Origin of the sequence: [Empedobacter] haloabium (assembly GCA_008011715.2) — a bacterium.
Classification (GTDB): domain Bacteria; phylum Pseudomonadota; class Gammaproteobacteria; order Burkholderiales; family Burkholderiaceae_D; genus Rugamonas; species Rugamonas haloabia.
Genome location: CP136508.1, coordinates 3,573,916 through 3,588,701, shown reverse-complemented (window position 1 = coordinate 3,588,701; position 14,786 = coordinate 3,573,916). Strand labels below are relative to the sequence as shown.

The window sequence follows — 14,786 nt, the reverse complement described above, 5'->3', positions numbered from 1 at the left end:
TTACTTTGCCGGGGTCGCCAGCGGCTGGCCCTTCTCGACGACATACACGCCCACGAGCCGGGCCGGCTCGCCGCTCGTGTTGCGCGCCGCGTGCACGACGCCGGCCGGGATGATGAACGCCTCGCCGGCCTTCATGCGGCGCGGCGGCTGGCCATCGATCAGCAGCTCGCATTCGCCACCCAGGAAATAGCTGATCTCCTCGCCGGGATGGGTGTGGCGCGGCGCCGTGGCGCCGGCCGCGATCTCGATGTGCGCGACGATGGCTTCGCGGTTGGGCACGGAGATGTCGCCGCGGACGATCTCGGTGCGTTTCAACGGTGGCGGTGTGCTGCCCGTTTGCGCCAGTGCCAGGCTGCTGGCGCACAGCATCAAGGCCGCAAAGGCCCGTACGTTTGCTTGCATGGTGGTCTCCCTATTGTCGGTATCGTGGTCGCGCGCGTTGGCGCGAGGACCATGGTAACGCAGTCAGGGCTTGACGAAGAGCGCGTCGAGGATGCTGGCCAGCCAGGCGACCAGCAGCACGGCGGCGGCGAGATTGCCGCCCGGGCCCGTATTGGTGGCTTCGATCTGCTGCTGGATCAGGACCGGGTCGAGCGGCAGGGTGCCAGCGCCGATCTGGTCGACGATGAGGTTGGCGACCGTCCAGGCGGCGTGCAGCAGCCAGAGCATCGCCAGCAGGGCGGGCACGATGAAGCACAGTGCCCGCCGTGGGCGTTTTAGTACCAAGGCCTGGCCCAGTCCTGGGAAGAGCAGGGCGGATAGGAGGGCGGCTTTGGTGCGAAGATTCATGTGCGAGTTAGTTGGAGGGCGGCGGCTCGTTACCCACTTCAGGCATCAGCGTCGCGTGCAGCATCAATTGCGGCGGCGGATCGTTAGAAATCTCAGGATCATGCAGGAACTCGACGCCAGCCTTGTCCTTGAAGTGCAGGGTAAGATTGAACTTCGCTTTCTTCGTGTTGGCATCGCTGAATGTTACCAGCTTACCGCTTTCGCTGATGGACGGGTCGCTCAGTTGGTCCTCGCGGCTCGGCTTCACGGTGACCGATTTGAACACCACGCCTGCCGGCGTGGGATCGACGAGCTGGTAATTGATCACGGTGTCGTATTCCGTTACCTGCAGGGTGGCCGGTTTGAAGTGCACCGCGTATTTGGTTTTACCGGTCGCCGGATCGATGCCCGGGATCGCGGTCACCTGCACGTTCAGGAACGCGGTAGGCTTGTCAGTCGCTTTCATGTGTTTCCCTTTTCAGATTTATATTTCGAGATGTTCTTCAAATAGCGGGCATCTCGATAGCCCATGGACTCCAGACGCGCCATGATGTCAAGCGCTGCCTTGGCCTCACCGGCACAAAGGCTGGCTTCCACCAGCGGCACCAAGGTGAGGTAATCGCTTCCGCGCCGGGCTGGATCGAGAGCCTCGATGGCCGCGCGACATGTTTGTTTCGCATCCTGTGAGCCCTGCGCTAGCTGAATCTCCGCGGTCAACAGCAGAGTTCTTGCATAGCTGGCGTCAACCGACCTGTCGAGCGCGCCTGAGCGCAGCTGCTGGTAAATTTCAACGGCCTGCTGCAAGGTAATCGATGCCAGTGAAGCGTTCCCTTTGCGCAGATAGGAACGCGCCAGCTGTTCGCTTGCTTTCGCAAGCAGATGCTGTACCTCGCGCGCATCGGGGGACTGGTCGCGCAATTGCTGCAGGTGCTGGTGGACTGCCAGCGCGGCAGCGCTATCGGTATCGCCCGCCTCGGCGAGTTGGCGCAAGCGGATGGAGGCGGCGTGCCGCTGCCATAGCTTATTGGTGGGGTCGCGTTGGATCGGCTGCAAGATTAACTGCGCTGCCCGCTCATACGCCGCGCCTGCGGAGGCATCTCCGAAAGCTTGCAGTAGGTCGGCTTTACGCCATATGGACGACGACAGTTTTTGCGCCCATACCGCATTCGTGGGCTCCTTGTTATGGGCGCCGATTAACAAGGCTTCTTCTTGCTGAAATAGGCGCATGGCTTCCCGCAATTGCCCTAGTTTGACCTTCGTGCTGGCCAGCCAGGATATCGCGTTGGCAAGATCGACGGCGATACCGGGTCGCTCTGGCTGACGCGAAAGCACACGCTGTTTCAGTTCGACAGAGTGGGCGAACGCGGCGGCGGCGGCGGGGAGCTTGTCTTGCCTGAGTAGGGCACTGCCATAGCTGTTATGGGCATACGACAGCTCCATCCATCCGTCCAGGTCGTTCGGCATGGCATTGACGATGCGTGCGCTGAAGTCGCGATACCGCAGCATGTACTGCTCCGCGCGGCTCCACTCGCCCCGGTCGAAAGAGAGCTTGCCCAGCCAGAACGCATTGGCGCCTGCCGCCTTCAGCAGCGGTAGCTCGTCGTGGCCAGCGGCAAGTTGGCGCTGCAGGATTTGCTCGGCAGCGCGCAGGGCGTCCGAGGCCGCGGCATGACGGCCCTGGGCCGTGCCCACTTCTGCGATCAGTTGCAGCGTCTTGACGCGTTGCGCATTGGCAGACGAGGTGCTGCTGTCCGTGGCGGCGCCGGACAAATACGTCAGCGCCTTCGCGCTCACATCATCGAGCAAATCCAACCGCCCCAGCGGCCGCAGCTTGTCGACAAAATCCCCCAGCATAAAGCTCATCAGACTCTCGGCATCCGCCCGCCGCTGCTCGGCCTCCTGCTGCGCCGAGCGCGCGGTCAGGCCCAGCACCGCGGCCAGCACGGCCAGCAGCCCGATGATCGCCATCGCGGCAAAGCGGATGCGCGAACCCAGGCGGGCGCGCCGCAGCGACGCGTCAACGTAGTCCTTCTCCTGGCTTGACAGGGCAAGATCGGCGATCTCCAGCAAGCCGCGCGCCTGGTTCGCTTGCGTGCCCTCGGGCAGCAGCAGGTCGCGCGGGCGGCCGGCGGCGGCCCAGCGCTCGGCCTGCGCGGCGACGCGGGTGCGGATCTGCAGTGCCTGCCGGTGCCGCTCGATCCACTCCACCACGCGCGGCCAGCGCCGCAGCAACGCTTCGTGGGCGACGCCGAACGTGGGCACGTCGCCCGTCAGCTCGCTGACGAACAGGCGCGCTTCCACCAGCGCACGTACCAGCTCGCGTTTCGCCTCGCTGTCCAGTGCGGCCCATGGCGTGCGGCGCGCCGTGACGGCGCTTTGTTCGTCACCGATATTGATTAATAGCGACAGCACGTGAGGCAGGGCGGCCTGCTGCTGCGCCGGCAGCTTCGCGACGACCTGCTCGGCGCGCACGCCCAGCGCGCCCTCGATGCCGCCCAATTGGCGGAACACGTCGAAGCGCAGGGTGCCGTCGTCGCCGCGCTGGCGATACAGTTCGTCCAGGCAGTACTGCAGCAGCGGCAGCGCGTCAGGGCTGGCGCGCGCGGCGTCGCACAGCACGTCGTCCAGGCTGGCGCCGGTGGCGGCGTCGTGCTCGAACGTGAGTTGCGCGGCGCGCGCCGGCTGGCGCACCATCTGGGCGATTTCGGCGCCGCCCGGCGGCTCCACGTCGAAGTGGCCGCCGCGGCTTTTCAGCGCCATCAGCTCGGGCAGCGCGATCAGCGCCGGATAGAAGTCGTTGCGGCACGCCAGCACGACCAGCACCCCGGCCCGCGCCAGCTGTTCCAACACGGCGACGAAGCAGGCCCGGTCGCCGTCCGACGTGGCCGGGGCACGGAAGATCGCTTCCAGCCGGTCGATGAAGACAGCGGTGCGGATCGGCGCGCCTGCGCCCAGCCGCGCCGCGACGTCCGCCGGCGCCTCGCGCAGGCGCCGGCCCAGCGCATCGGCGCTGCTGCCGTCGAAGCACGGCTTGCCGTCGCTTTCCGCATCGAGCAGGACGGCGGCCAGGGCGCCGAACAGGTCGCTGCCGCCCAGGTCGGCGCAGTCCATGTGCAGCGTCGACGTCACCGCGACCGGGCCGGCGTCCGCCAGCGCCGGCAGCAGGCCGGCACGCACCAACGAGGTCTTGCCGGAGCCGGAAGGGCCCAGTACGAGCGCCATCGGACAGCCGCCCGCGGCCTGGGCCAGCACCACTTCGCGCAGCCGGTGCGTGGCCTGGACGCGGCCAAAGAAGATCGCGGCATGGCTCTCCTGGAACGCTTCCAGGCCGCGGAACGGCGAGCCGCCGTGCCAGGTTTCGGCATGGTCGGCCGCCTCGACCACCGGCGCGATGGCCCGGTAGCCGCGCTTGCGCACCGTCTCGATATAGCGCGGCTCGGTGCTGGAGTCCCCCAGTGCGCGGCGCAACTGGGCGATCGCCTTGTGCACCGGGTTGTCACCGAGTTCGGCCGTGCCCCAGCATTTTTGCAGCAACTCCTCGGCCGGGATGACGGCGCCGGGATGACGGCACAGGTAGCGCAGCACGTCCATGGCGCGCGGTTCCAGCGTCGCGCGGGCGTCGCCGTGGCTCAGCGCATTGCCGCCCACGTCCACCTGCCAGTCGCCGAAGCGGAACCCGCGTCCATCCATCGTGCCGTTTCCTCTAAAAAATATTATCAATCAAATCAATGACTTGCTATTCCGGCAGGTTTCCGGAAGGCGCGCGCACGCGACCATCGGTACTGTTCGGCTTGACTGAAGAACACGAATCTTAACATTTCCCCAAGAAAATAAAATGCCTGAGTTAAATTTTTCCGACCGTGAAGTTTTTTCACAACGGTACTTGAAACCGCTGCTGATCGATCCGCTGGAAGAACGCCTGAATGCCATGCCGGACTATGCGCTGGTGCTGCCGGCCGGTGCTGTTGCTACCGGGCAAGGCTCGATCAACGACAAATCGGGAGTGACGGCGAGCAACACCGGGCTGCGCGCGCGTTTCGTACGCACCCCGTCGGGCTGGTACTACGGCGACCATGTGTTGCTGCAGTGGCAACAGCCGGGCGACGTCAGCCATCAGCGCGAGTCGGAGCAGGATTTGCAGTACGGGGTGTCGGTGTCGGAACAGCCGGACATGGCCGGCGTACCGCGCCTGACCGTCGACCTGTACGGTTCGCTCATGCGCTACGAGCGCGACGCCGTCAGCCAGACCCTGGGCCGCGGCAAGCACGCCGACCTGGGGCGCGGCTGGGTGCGCGCGACCTTGCATTGGGCGTTGCAGCTGCAGCTGATCGTGGACGGCGACGGCCGCGCTCACGTCATCAGCCGGGCGCGCAGGGCGGCGCCGGTGGCGGACGGCGGCAAGTCCGGTGCCTATATCGCCTCCGATCCGCTGGCCCACCTGCTCAATCTGCCGCGCCTGACCGAGGCCTGGGATCATGGCAGCGCCGGCCTGGCGGCCGTGCAGGACTATCTGGTCGCGCGCTTGGCGGCCGCCATCGAGCCGGCGCTGGCCCATGATTGAGGCCTTGATGGCGCACCTGGCGCTGTATCCGGACGCGGCGGCCACGCCGCCCCTGTTCATCGTCCACGACGACAGCGGCGCGCCGCTGGTATTCCACGTCGATGGCGCCGGCCGCCTGCTGCTGGCGCGCACCGGCTCCGGTACGGCGCAGGTGGAGCCGGTAGCGGGTGTGATCGTGCGCGCGGCCGATATCCGCCAGGCCGGCGACGGCAGCGTGGCCGTCGCGCTGGCCGTCTCCACCGGCGCTGGCGACGCCCTGTACGTCGGCACCGGCATCCCGGCCACCTTGGACAATGCCGGCTGGCGCGTGCGCCTGGCCACGCTGGCCCCTTGCCCGGGGCTGCCGGCCGGGGCGCGCGTGACGCGGCTGGCGTTCGGTCCGATGCTGGCGGGGGCGCCGCCGCTGTTGCTGGTGGGCGCCAGCGTGCACGGCACCTCCCGCACCTGGTACTGCAATGCGGCCACGCCGGCGCTGGGCCTGCAGGCATTGCTGGTGCCGGCGGCGGCGCGCGGCGCGCACCCGGTTGCGGTGGGCACGTACCGGCTGCCCGGGGTGTGGGCGCTGCGCCAGGGCGACGGGCAGGACGAGCTCAGGTTCGCCTCGTTCGGCGCGACCTTCGGCTGGCAGGTCGACGTCGTCTACCCGAACCTGCCGGCGCGCACCCGCAGCGTCCTGCTGGCGCATGGGTCGATGCCGAACGTGCCGGACGTGTTCGCGGCCGGCGATGCCATCGTCGTCTACCGGGGCAGCAATCCGGTGCCGCAGCGGGTGGCGGCGGTCGCGGGGGCGCGCCTGCTGTGGAGCGCGCGCAACGAGGCCGGCGAATTCCTGGCCTTCGCGGACGACGAGGGCGCGGTATGGCTGCTGGCGCGGTCGCCGCGCGAAGCCTGGAGCGCGCCGGTGCGGCTGACACGGGGCAGGGCGGTGCTGACGGTGACGGACGATGGGACGATTTTCGCGGCGGCGCGCGAAGGGAAGATGCTGGCGGTGCGGCGGTTCGACGGGGCCGGCGCCCCGGGACCGGTTGTCGCGGTGGCGCTGGGAGACCCCACCATACATATATAAGTCATCGGATAAAAAAACGCCGTCGCGGCCCCGGGGGGCGGCGACGGCGTTGGCCTTTACAGGCGGATGGCTTATTCGTAGGCGCTGATCGGCGCGCAGCCGCACATCAGGTTACGGTCGCCATACACGTTGTCGGCACGGCCCACGGTCGGCCAGTACTTGTTCTTGCGCAGCGACGGCAGCGGGTAGGCCGCCGTTTCGCGGCTGTACTGGCGATCCCAGTTGTCGGCGGTGAGTACCTCGGCGGTGTGCGGCGCAAATTTCAACGGGTTGTTGGCCTTGTCGAATTCGCCGCTTTCCACCTTGGCGATCTCGCCGCGGATGGCGATCATCGCGTCGATGAAGCGGTCCAGCTCCGCCTTCGATTCCGACTCGGTCGGCTCGATCATCAAGGTGCCCGGCACCGGGAAGCTCATGGTCGGCGCGTGGAAGCCGAAGTCCATCAGGCGCTTGGCCACGTCCTCGTTGCTGATGCCGGTGGCGTCCGTCAGCGGGCGCAGGTCCAGGATGCACTCGTGCGCCACCAGGCCGTCATGGCCCGAATACAGCACCGGATAATGCGGCGCCAGGCGGCGGGCGATGTAGTTGGCGTTCAGGATCGCCGTTTCCGTGGCCGCCGTCAGGCCGGCCGCGCCCATCATCGCGATGTACATCCACGAGATCGGCAGGATCGAGGCCGAGCCGTAGGCCGCCGCCGAGACGGCGCCGATGCCGTTGTCGTTGCGGGCATAGCCGGTCGAACGCTGGTTCGGCAGGAACTCGGCCAGGTGCGCGCCCACGCCGATCGGGCCGACGCCCGGGCCGCCGCCGCCGTGCGGGATGCAGAAGGTCTTGTGCAGGTTCAGGTGCGAGACGTCGCCGCCGAACGCGCCTGGCGCGGCCACGCCGACCAGCGCGTTCATGTTGGCGCCGTCGATGTAGACCTGGCCGCCGTGCGCGTGCACGATGTCGCACAGTTCCTTGATGCCTTCCTCGAACACGCCGTGGGTGGACGGGTAGGTGACCATCACGCACGCCAGGTTCTTGCTGTGCTGTTCGGCCTTGGCCTTCAGGTCGGCCAGGTCGACGTTGCCGTTCTCGTCGCAGGCCGTCACCACCACCTGCATGTTGACCATCGAGGCCGAAGCCGGGTTGGTGCCGTGCGCGGAGGACGGGATCAGGCAGATGTTGCGGTGGCCTTCGCCGCGCGACTGGTGGTACTTCTGGATCACCAGGAGGCCCGCGTATTCGCCCTGCGAGCCGGCGTTCGGCTGCAGCGACACGGCCGCATAGCCGGTGACGGCGCACAGCATCTGTTCCAGCTGGTCGATCATCTCGCGGTAGCCGACCGTCTGGTCGTTCGGCGCGAACGGGTGGATGTTGGAGAACTCCGGCCACGTCACCGGGATCATCTCGCTGGTGGCGTTCAGTTTCATCGTGCAGGAGCCCAGCGGGATCATGGTGCGGTCCAGCGCCAGGTCCTTGTCGGCCAGGCTGCGCAGGTAGCGCAGCATTTCCGTCTCGCTGTGGTAGCGGTTGAAGACCGGGTGCGTCAGGTAGTCGCTGGAGCGGGCCAGCGCTTCGGGGAAGGCCTGGTTCACTTCCGCCTCGACGGCGGCGAAGTCCGGCGCGGCCGGGGTTGCGTCACCCTTGCCGGCGAACACGGTCCACAGCGCGGCCAGCGTATTGCGGTCGGTGGTCTCGTCCAGCGACACGCCGACGTGGCGCGCATCGATCTTGCGCAGGTTGATGCCGTTGGCGACCGCCGCCGCGTGCAGCGCATCGGCGTTGTCGGTGCGGATCGTCAGCGTGTCGAAGTACGACTCGCTGGTCAGCGAGTAGCCCAGCGTACGCAGATACGAGGCCAGCACGCCGGTGTAGCGGTGCACGCGCTGGGCGATGTTCTTCAGGCCCTGCGGGCCGTGGTAGACGGCGTACATCGACGCGATCACGGCCAGCAGCACCTGCGCGGTGCAGATGTTGGAGGTGGCTTTTTCGCGGCGGATGTGCTGTTCGCGCGTCTGCAGCGCCAGGCGGTAGGCGGTGTTGCCCTGCTGGTCGACGGTGACGCCGACCAGGCGGCCCGGCATCGAGCGCTTGTATTCGTCGCGCGTGGCCATGTAGCCGGCGTGCGGGCCGCCGAAGCCCAGCGGCACGCCGAAGCGCTGGCTGTTGCCGACCACGACGTCCGCGCCCCATTCGCCCGGTGGCGTGAGCAGCGTCAGTGCCAGCAGGTCGGCCGCCACCACGACCATGGTGCCGTTGGCCTTTACTTTTTCGACGTCGGCGCGGTAGTCGCGCACGGCGCCGTCGACACCCGGGTACTGCAGCAGCACGCCGAAGGCGTCCGTCACGCCGGCCAGTTCGGCCGGGTCGAACGTCTTCACTTCGATGCCCAGCGGCTCGGCGCGGGTGCGCACCACTTCCAGGGTCTGCGGCAGCACGTCGCTGGCCACGGCGAAGGTCTTCGACTTCGATTTACCGACGCGCATCAGGAGCGTCATCGCCTCGGCGGCCGACGTGCCTTCGTCCAGCATCGACGCGTTGGCGATGCCCATGCCGGTCAGGTCCGTGATGGCCTGCTGGAAGTTCAGGATCGCTTCCAGGCGGCCTTGCGAGATCTCCGGCTGGTACGGGGTGTAGGCGGTGTACCAGGCCGGGTTCTCGAAGATATTGCGCAGCACCACGCCGGGCGTGATCGTGCCGTAATAGCCCTGGCCGATCAGGGAGGTCAGCACCTGGTTCTTCTTCGCCAGACCCTTCAGCACGGCCAGCGCTTCCTGCTCCGGCTTCGGCTCGCTGAACTGGCCGAGGGGCAGGGCGGCACGGTTGCGGATGTGGGCCGGCACGATGGCGTCGATCAGCGCGGCGCGCGAGGCGTAGCCGAGGGTGTCGAGCATCTGCTGTTGTTCGGCGGCGTCCGGGCCGATATGGCGGGCGATGAACGCATCGCGGGCTTCGAGTTGGGTCAGGCTGGTGCGGGTCATGTGAAGATCTCTTGGGCCAAAGAAGAAAGGCCGGCACTGGCGCCGGCCCTTGGTACTGCGGGTTTTAAGCTGCGGTGGTCTTGCCGTAAGCGGCGGCGTCCAGCAGGCCGTCCAGCTGCGACACGTCGGCCGGCTTCAGCTTGAACAGCCAGGCGTCGTACGCGTTGGCGTTGATCGATTCCGGGGCGCCGGCCACGGCTTCGTTGACTTCGGTGATCTCGCCGGACAGCGGCGAGTAGATGTCGGAGGCGGCTTTCACGGATTCCACCACGGCGGCGTCGTCGCCGGCGGTGAAGCTGGTGCCGACCTTCGGCAGTTCGACGAACACGATGTCGCCCAGCGCATCCTGCGCGAACTCGGTGATGCCGACCGTGACGGTGCCGTCGGACTCCAGGCGTACCCATTCGTGGGACTCGGTGTACTTCAGCTCTGCAGGAATATTGCTCATGTGTGCTCCAAAAGGGGTGTTGTTGTTGGGTTCTGGCCCGCGCAGGCGCCGTGACCGGCGCTTACGCAGCCAGGATTTTACCGTTGCGGACGAACGGCAGCTTCACGACTGTCGCGGCCAGCTTCTTGTCGCGGATCTCGACGTGCACCGTGTCGCCGACCTGCACACCGGTCGGGACGCGCGCCAGCGCGATGGCCTGCTGCATCGTCGGGCTGAACGTGCCGGACGTGATCTCGCCTTCGCCGCTGGCGGCGATGACTTTCTGGTGGGCGCGCAGCACGCCGCCTTTCTCGCGCAGGATCAGGCCGACGAACTGGGCGTTCTGGCCCTTGGCCTGCAGGGCCGCCTTGCCGATGAAGTCGCGCTCGCTGACCAGGTCGATGGTCCAGGCCAGCCCGGCGTCCAGCGGGTTGACCGATTCGTCCATGTCCTGGCCGTACAGGTTCATGCCCGCTTCCAGGCGCAGCGTGTCGCGTGCGCCCAGCCCGGCCGGCTTGACGCCGGCCGCGGCGAGCGCGTTCCAGAGGGCCTCGGCCTGGGTGGCCGCGACGCCGATTTCAAAACCGTCTTCGCCGGTATAGCCGGTGCGGGCGATCATCGCCTCGCCGAACGCGGTGCCGGGCACCAGGGCCACGTTGAAGGGCTTCATCTCGGCAGTGGCATCCTTCGCCTGCGGGATCACTTCCCATACCTTGGCGCGGGCGTTCGGGCCCTGCACGGCGATCAGGGCCATGGCATCGGCGCCGTCGCGGCGCTGCGTGATGGTGAGCTTGGTGCCCCAGGCTTGGTTCTGGGCATTCATCCAGGCCACGTCCTTGTCGGCCGTGCCGGCGTTGACGACCAGGCGGAACCAGTCTTCATTGATGAAGTAGACGATCAGGTCGTCGATGACGCCGCCGTCAGGGTTGAGCATGCAGGAATACAGGGCCTTGCCGGACACCTGCAGCTTGTCGACGTTGTTGGCCAGCAGGCGGCGCAGGAAAGCGCGCACGTCGCTGCCCTTGATATCGACCACGCACATGTGCGCTACGTCGAACATGCCCACGTCGGTGCGCACGGCATGGTGCTCTTCGATCTGCGAGCCGTAGTTGACCGGCATGTCCCAGCCGCCGAAATCGACCATGCGGGCGCCCAGGGCGCGGTGGGCGTTGTTGAGTGGGGTGGATTTCAACGTCATGACTTCCTCGGACCGGTTGTAGGGTTAACAGCACAAGCAGGGACAGGCCGACAGCGCCTGTCCAGTTGTTCGTCACCCCTCTGTCCTCGGTACCTGAGAGATAGCGGGCCGGTGATACCGGCGCCGCACGCCCCTTCGGTGGGCGATCCATGATCGCCGCTCTCCAGAGTTTCGGCCGCCATGCTGGCGGCCCCTGACCGGTCCTTGGTGCCTGAGAGTTTGCGGGTAGTGCCCCTTCGGCGGCAGCGAAGCTGCGCTCTCCCGGTCGAGGATCGGGACTATATGTCAGTTGGCAGGGGGTGTCAATGTGGAAGGAAAAGCCACACCGGGTCGCCCCGGCCGGCGCGCCATCGGCACTGCCGGGCCACGGCGGTGCCCGGACCGGGGCTGGTTGCCGGTCGTGCGTCCTGAAAAAACCGCCTGCGCTAGAATGACAGCGACCATTTGGAGAGGTATAACAACTATGAGCGAAGACAAGCAAAAACTGGATGGGGCGGCCTGGTACACGTTGTCGGGCGACGTCAACAGCGACATGGTGCACCGCGTGTTCGATGCCGTGGCCGACATGACCGAGGATGGCGTCGAGACGGCGCACATCCTGATCCAGTCCAACGGCGGCTACGTCAGCGACGGCCTGTGCCTGCACAACTACCTGAGCAGCCTGCCGATCAAGATCGTCACCTACAACGCCGGCGCCGTGGCGTCGATCGCCGTGATCCTGTTCCTGGCGGGCGAGGAACGCTATGCCAGCGAGACGGCACGCTTCATGGTGCACAAGTCGCACGCCAGCGCGCCGTCCGGTGCCCGGCCCGATGCGCTGCGCATCATCGTCGAGGGCCTGCAGGCGGACGACGCGCGCACGGAATCGATCCTGCGCAAGCACGTCAACCTGTCGGACGAGCACTGGGCCGTGCACGCCTACTCCGACCTGCACCTGACCGCGCGCGATGCCGCCAAGGTGAACCTGGTCAACGACGTGCGCGACTTCAAGCCGCCGAAGGGCAAGCGCGTCACCAATATCTGAAACCCGTCCGCATGCCCGGATGGCAAACGAGCCTGGCAGGTGACCCTGGCCAGGCTCGCGCAACGGGGCCGCAGCCCCGCGATTACTTGCCTTTAGACTTTTTGCTGTCGTTCTTGTGGCTTTGACGGCCGGCTTCCACGTGCTGCTCGTGCGTGCCGCCCTGGGTGCCGCCGGAGCGCGAGCCCTGGTTACCCGACTGCTTGCTGCCGCTGCTGGAAGAGCCTTGCTTGCTGCCACCGCTTTTCTGATTCGATGCCATTTTGCTTTCCTTTCAGTGATGGAGAGAGTCGACTACCGAAGGCGCATCGGTGATCCGGCACGGGTCGCCAGGTGGGCGGCCCGTGGCGCGGATGCGTTTCCGGTCATGGAATCATGCGTTTTTGCTCAGGTCCGGAGTATCGGAGTTTACCGTCCTGACATGTAGGACAAGACCTCTTGCCGCCTTATACGGCGGGCTTCCTTCGTTATGCGAGCCGTGCCGGAGGTGCCGCCGCGCCAGCCCGCGGCAGTGGCGGGCGTGGTAAAAAACGGCGCCGACAGCAAGTTTTCCTATTGCCCCGAGGCAATGTTATGCCAGAATGGCGGCTAGCGGCGTGCGCATGCCGCATTACCTCACTGGCCCGGAACCCATGCAAGCTGCCGCCAATTCAACCGCTCCCACGCCGCCCGCCGTGTCGCCGCGGCATGCGTTGCTGGAAGAGCTGATCGCCAGCGCCGTCGGCATCGCGGGCGATCAGATGCGCGCGCTGGCGACCGGCCTGGCGGCCGCGCTGCTCGATGGCTCGGCGCTGGCCGAGGGCGCCGTGCAGGCGCGCCTGCGCGCCGGCAACCTGCTGCGCGAGCATCACTTCGCATTCCTGCACCTGGCCAGCGCCGCGCTGGAGCGCGAGCTGCGCCGCGCCATCGCGCAGCTCGCGCCGGCGCCGGTGGCCGTCACGGCGGAGCTGGCGCTGGTGCCCTACGACGAGATGGAGCAGCAGGTGACGCTGGCGGCCGTGGCCCGGCCGTTCGATGCCGCCCACGCGGATGCGCTGGCGGCGCTGGACGCGCGCCTGGCCGTGCTGCTGGAGCGCCCGGTGCTGCGGGCGCGGCAGAACCCGTTCCGTCCCGAGGTGTTCGTCAGCGCGCTGCAGCAGGCCTGGGCCGGGTTCCAGCCCGATGCCGCCGCCGCGCCGCTGCTGTTGCCGCTGCTGCGTCCTGGCCGGTTCTTCGACCTGGCGCCGATCCTGGATGCGCTGAACCTAATATTGGAACGCGCCGGCGTGACGGTGCCGGCGCGGGCCGACAGCGCAGCCCGCTCCAGCGGGGACGCGCAGGTGGCCCACGTGCTGCGGCGCCTGTTCGCGCCGGCAGCCGGGCACGCCGGTGGCACTGCCGTCACGCGTCCGCTGCAGGCCTGGCTGGCCGGTTTGCCGCGTGCTGCCGGCAGCGCGCGCCTGCAGGCCCTGAAGGCCCAGGCGCCGGCCGGCAGCCTGTCGCGCGCGGACGAGACGACGATCGACCTGCTGGGCGCCGTGTTCGACACGGTGGCGGCGGACGGCGACATCGCGGCGGACATCCGCGACCTGATCCACCTGGTGCAGCTGCCGGTGCTGCAGGCCGCGCTGGCCGACCACGGCTTCTTCTTCGAAGCGGAGCACCCGGCCCGGCGCCTGCTCGACCTGCTGTCGCGCATGGGCTGGGAGCGCGCCCAGCGCGCCAGCGCCGATCCGCAGGACCCATTGCTGCTGGCGATGCGCCGCAGTGTCGCCACGGCGGCCGCTGGCGGCGCCGCCAGCGACCAGGCCTGCGCGCAGGCGGTGGCGCAACTGGAGGCCTCGCTGCGTGCCGACGACGCGGCCACCGAGGCGGCCCTGGCCGGTCCCGTGGCCGCCGCGTTGCGGCAGGAGCGTCGCGCCGAGGCGGGCCAGGCCGCGCGCGCGGCCGTGGCGCAACGGCTGGCGGCGGGCGAGGCGGGTGCCAATGCCGTCGTCGCCGGTTTCCTGCAGACCCGCTGGACCGACGTGCTGACGCTGGCGCATACGGTCGAGGAACGCAAGCCGGGTGCCGTGCGCGACGCCACCCGGGCGATGGACGAGCTGTTGTGGAGCGTGCAGCCGAAGCAGGACGCGGACGAGCGGCGCCGCCTGATCGGCCGGCTGCCGGCGTTGCTGGCCGTGCTGAATCGCTGGCTCGACGTGATCCGCTGGCAGGACGCCGAGCGTCTGCGCTTCTTTGCCGAGCTGGCCGAGTGCCACGCCTCGCTGGTGCGCGCGCCGCTCGACCTGACGCCGGCGCGCAAGGCCACGCTGGCGCTGGAGGCGACCCGGCTGGCGGCGCAGCGGCGCCAGGAGCCGGCCATCCCCGAGGCCCCGGCCGACGCCGCGGCGCAGGCGGTGGCGGCCCTGGCGCGCGGCGCCTGGCTCGAATTCGCGCGCGCGGAGGGGCGGCGGCGCGTCAAGCTGGCCTGGATCAGTCCGCTGCGCACGCTGTACATCTTTTCCAACGGCGCGCGCGAGGAAGCGTTCTCGCTGGCGGCCGACGAGCTGGCGCGGCACCTGCGCGACGGCAGCGCCGCCGTGCTGGCGGCCGAACCGCTGGTGGCGCGAGCGCTCGGCCGTGCCGTGCGCGAGCTGGCGGCGAACGACGCCGGCGAGTGCGCCGCATGACAGGCATTGCCAGCTGGATAGGTGGAGTTGGCTGCGTAATGGGCCGACTTCGAATAATTTAATCGACACTTAATAAACTACCGGTATTCTGGCGGCGCCGTCGACGTGGCGCCTGCCGCGCCCGCGCG

At 68.0% G+C, this 14,786-nt stretch carries 12 protein-coding genes and 2 riboswitches; of the genes, 4 read left to right on the top strand and 8 right to left on the bottom strand.

The features are described from left to right. The 4 genes from E7V67_015600 to E7V67_015585 form a co-directional block, all read right to left on the bottom strand. Nucleotides 1–369 (bottom strand): cupin domain-containing protein, encoded by a 369-nt coding sequence (locus E7V67_015600; protein WUR16292.1) that lies wholly within the window; start codon nt 367–369, stop codon nt 1–3. A 96-nt stretch (nt 370–465) separates the two neighbouring features. Continuing rightward, nucleotides 466–726, bottom strand: a complete 261-nt coding sequence (locus tag E7V67_015595; GenBank protein WUR11143.1) for a hypothetical protein — start codon at nt 724–726, stop codon at nt 466–468. Between the two features lie 70 nt (nt 727–796). Next, entirely contained in the window at nt 797–1,234 is a 438-nt protein-coding gene (locus E7V67_015590) for a hypothetical protein (GenBank protein WUR11142.1), read from the bottom strand. Further along, the gene (locus E7V67_015585; protein WUR11141.1) at nt 1,231–4,458 is read right to left on the bottom strand and encodes a winged helix-turn-helix domain-containing protein; all 3,228 of its coding nucleotides are present in this window, start codon (nt 4,456–4,458) and stop codon (nt 1,231–1,233) included. The genes E7V67_015590 and E7V67_015585 overlap by 4 nt, the downstream gene beginning before the upstream one ends. Nucleotides 4,459–4,651: 193 nt before the next feature. Here E7V67_015585 and E7V67_015580 point away from each other — a divergent pair, with 193 nt between their 5' ends. Both E7V67_015580 and E7V67_015575 read left to right on the top strand, forming a co-directional pair. Then, on the top strand, nt 4,652–5,329 hold the full coding sequence (locus tag E7V67_015580; protein ID WUR11140.1) for a hypothetical protein: 678 nt from the start codon (nt 4,652–4,654) through the stop codon (nt 5,327–5,329). Further along, nucleotides 5,322–6,395, top strand: a complete 1,074-nt coding sequence (locus E7V67_015575; GenBank protein ID WUR11139.1) for a hypothetical protein — start codon at nt 5,322–5,324, stop codon at nt 6,393–6,395. Before E7V67_015580 ends, E7V67_015575 begins: the two co-directional genes overlap by 8 nt. 71 nt (nt 6,396–6,466) lie before the next feature. Here the strand turns inward: E7V67_015575 and gcvP are convergent, their stop codons facing one another. The 3 genes from gcvP to gcvT form a co-directional block, all read right to left on the bottom strand. After that, nucleotides 6,467–9,361 (bottom strand): aminomethyl-transferring glycine dehydrogenase, encoded by a 2,895-nt coding sequence (gcvP, locus tag E7V67_015570; GenBank protein ID WUR11138.1) that lies wholly within the window; start codon nt 9,359–9,361, stop codon nt 6,467–6,469. A 64-nt stretch (nt 9,362–9,425) separates the two neighbouring features. Beyond that, entirely contained in the window at nt 9,426–9,809 is a 384-nt protein-coding gene (gcvH, locus tag E7V67_015565; protein WUR11137.1) for a glycine cleavage system protein GcvH, read from the bottom strand. A gap of 61 nt (nt 9,810–9,870) precedes the next feature. Then, the gene (gene gcvT / locus E7V67_015560) at nt 9,871–10,986 is read right to left on the bottom strand and encodes a glycine cleavage system aminomethyltransferase GcvT (GenBank protein WUR11136.1); all 1,116 of its coding nucleotides are present in this window, start codon (nt 10,984–10,986) and stop codon (nt 9,871–9,873) included. A gap of 70 nt (nt 10,987–11,056) precedes the next feature. Beyond that, nucleotides 11,057–11,163, bottom strand: a riboswitch (glycine riboswitch). 11 nt (nt 11,164–11,174) lie between these two features. Further along, nucleotides 11,175–11,260: riboswitch (glycine riboswitch) on the bottom strand. Between the two features lie 189 nt (nt 11,261–11,449). Between gcvT and E7V67_015555 the strand changes: the two genes are divergently transcribed. After that, complete coding sequence (locus tag E7V67_015555; protein ID WUR11135.1) at nt 11,450–12,010, top strand: ATP-dependent Clp protease proteolytic subunit; 561 nt, start codon at nt 11,450–11,452, stop codon at nt 12,008–12,010. 82 nt (nt 12,011–12,092) lie between these two features. Here E7V67_015555 and E7V67_015550 read toward each other — a convergent pair whose 3' ends face one another. Next, entirely contained in the window at nt 12,093–12,269 is a 177-nt protein-coding gene (locus tag E7V67_015550) for a hypothetical protein (protein ID WUR11134.1), read from the bottom strand. A 370-nt stretch (nt 12,270–12,639) separates the two neighbouring features. Here E7V67_015550 and E7V67_015545 point away from each other — a divergent pair, with 370 nt between their 5' ends. Then, nucleotides 12,640–14,658 (top strand): DUF1631 family protein, encoded by a 2,019-nt coding sequence (locus tag E7V67_015545; protein ID WUR11133.1) that lies wholly within the window; start codon nt 12,640–12,642, stop codon nt 14,656–14,658. The last annotated feature ends 128 nt before the right edge of the window (nt 14,659–14,786 follow it).

Bases quoted from the DNA above. Each gene is read 5' to 3' on its own strand.
- E7V67_015585 (WUR11141.1), bottom strand. From the start codon at position 4,458: ATGGATGGACGCGGGTTCCGCTTCGGCGACTGGCAGGTGGACGTGGGC.
- E7V67_015575 (WUR11139.1), top strand. From the start codon at position 5,322: ATGATTGAGGCCTTGATGGCGCACCTGGCGCTGTATCCGGACGCGGCG.
- gcvT (WUR11136.1), bottom strand. From the start codon at position 10,986: ATGACGTTGAAATCCACCCCACTCAACAACGCCCACCGCGCCCTGGGC.
- gcvH (WUR11137.1), bottom strand. From the start codon at position 9,809: ATGAGCAATATTCCTGCAGAGCTGAAGTACACCGAGTCCCACGAATGG.
- E7V67_015545 (WUR11133.1), top strand. From the start codon at position 12,640: ATGCAAGCTGCCGCCAATTCAACCGCTCCCACGCCGCCCGCCGTGTCG.
- gcvP (WUR11138.1), bottom strand. From the start codon at position 9,361: ATGACCCGCACCAGCCTGACCCAACTCGAAGCCCGCGATGCGTTCATC.
- E7V67_015555 (WUR11135.1), top strand. From the start codon at position 11,450: ATGAGCGAAGACAAGCAAAAACTGGATGGGGCGGCCTGGTACACGTTG.
- E7V67_015590 (WUR11142.1), bottom strand. From the start codon at position 1,234: ATGAAAGCGACTGACAAGCCTACCGCGTTCCTGAACGTGCAGGTGACC.
- E7V67_015550 (WUR11134.1), bottom strand. From the start codon at position 12,269: ATGGCATCGAATCAGAAAAGCGGTGGCAGCAAGCAAGGCTCTTCCAGC.
- E7V67_015600 (WUR16292.1), bottom strand. From the start codon at position 369: ATGCTGTGCGCCAGCAGCCTGGCACTGGCGCAAACGGGCAGCACACCG.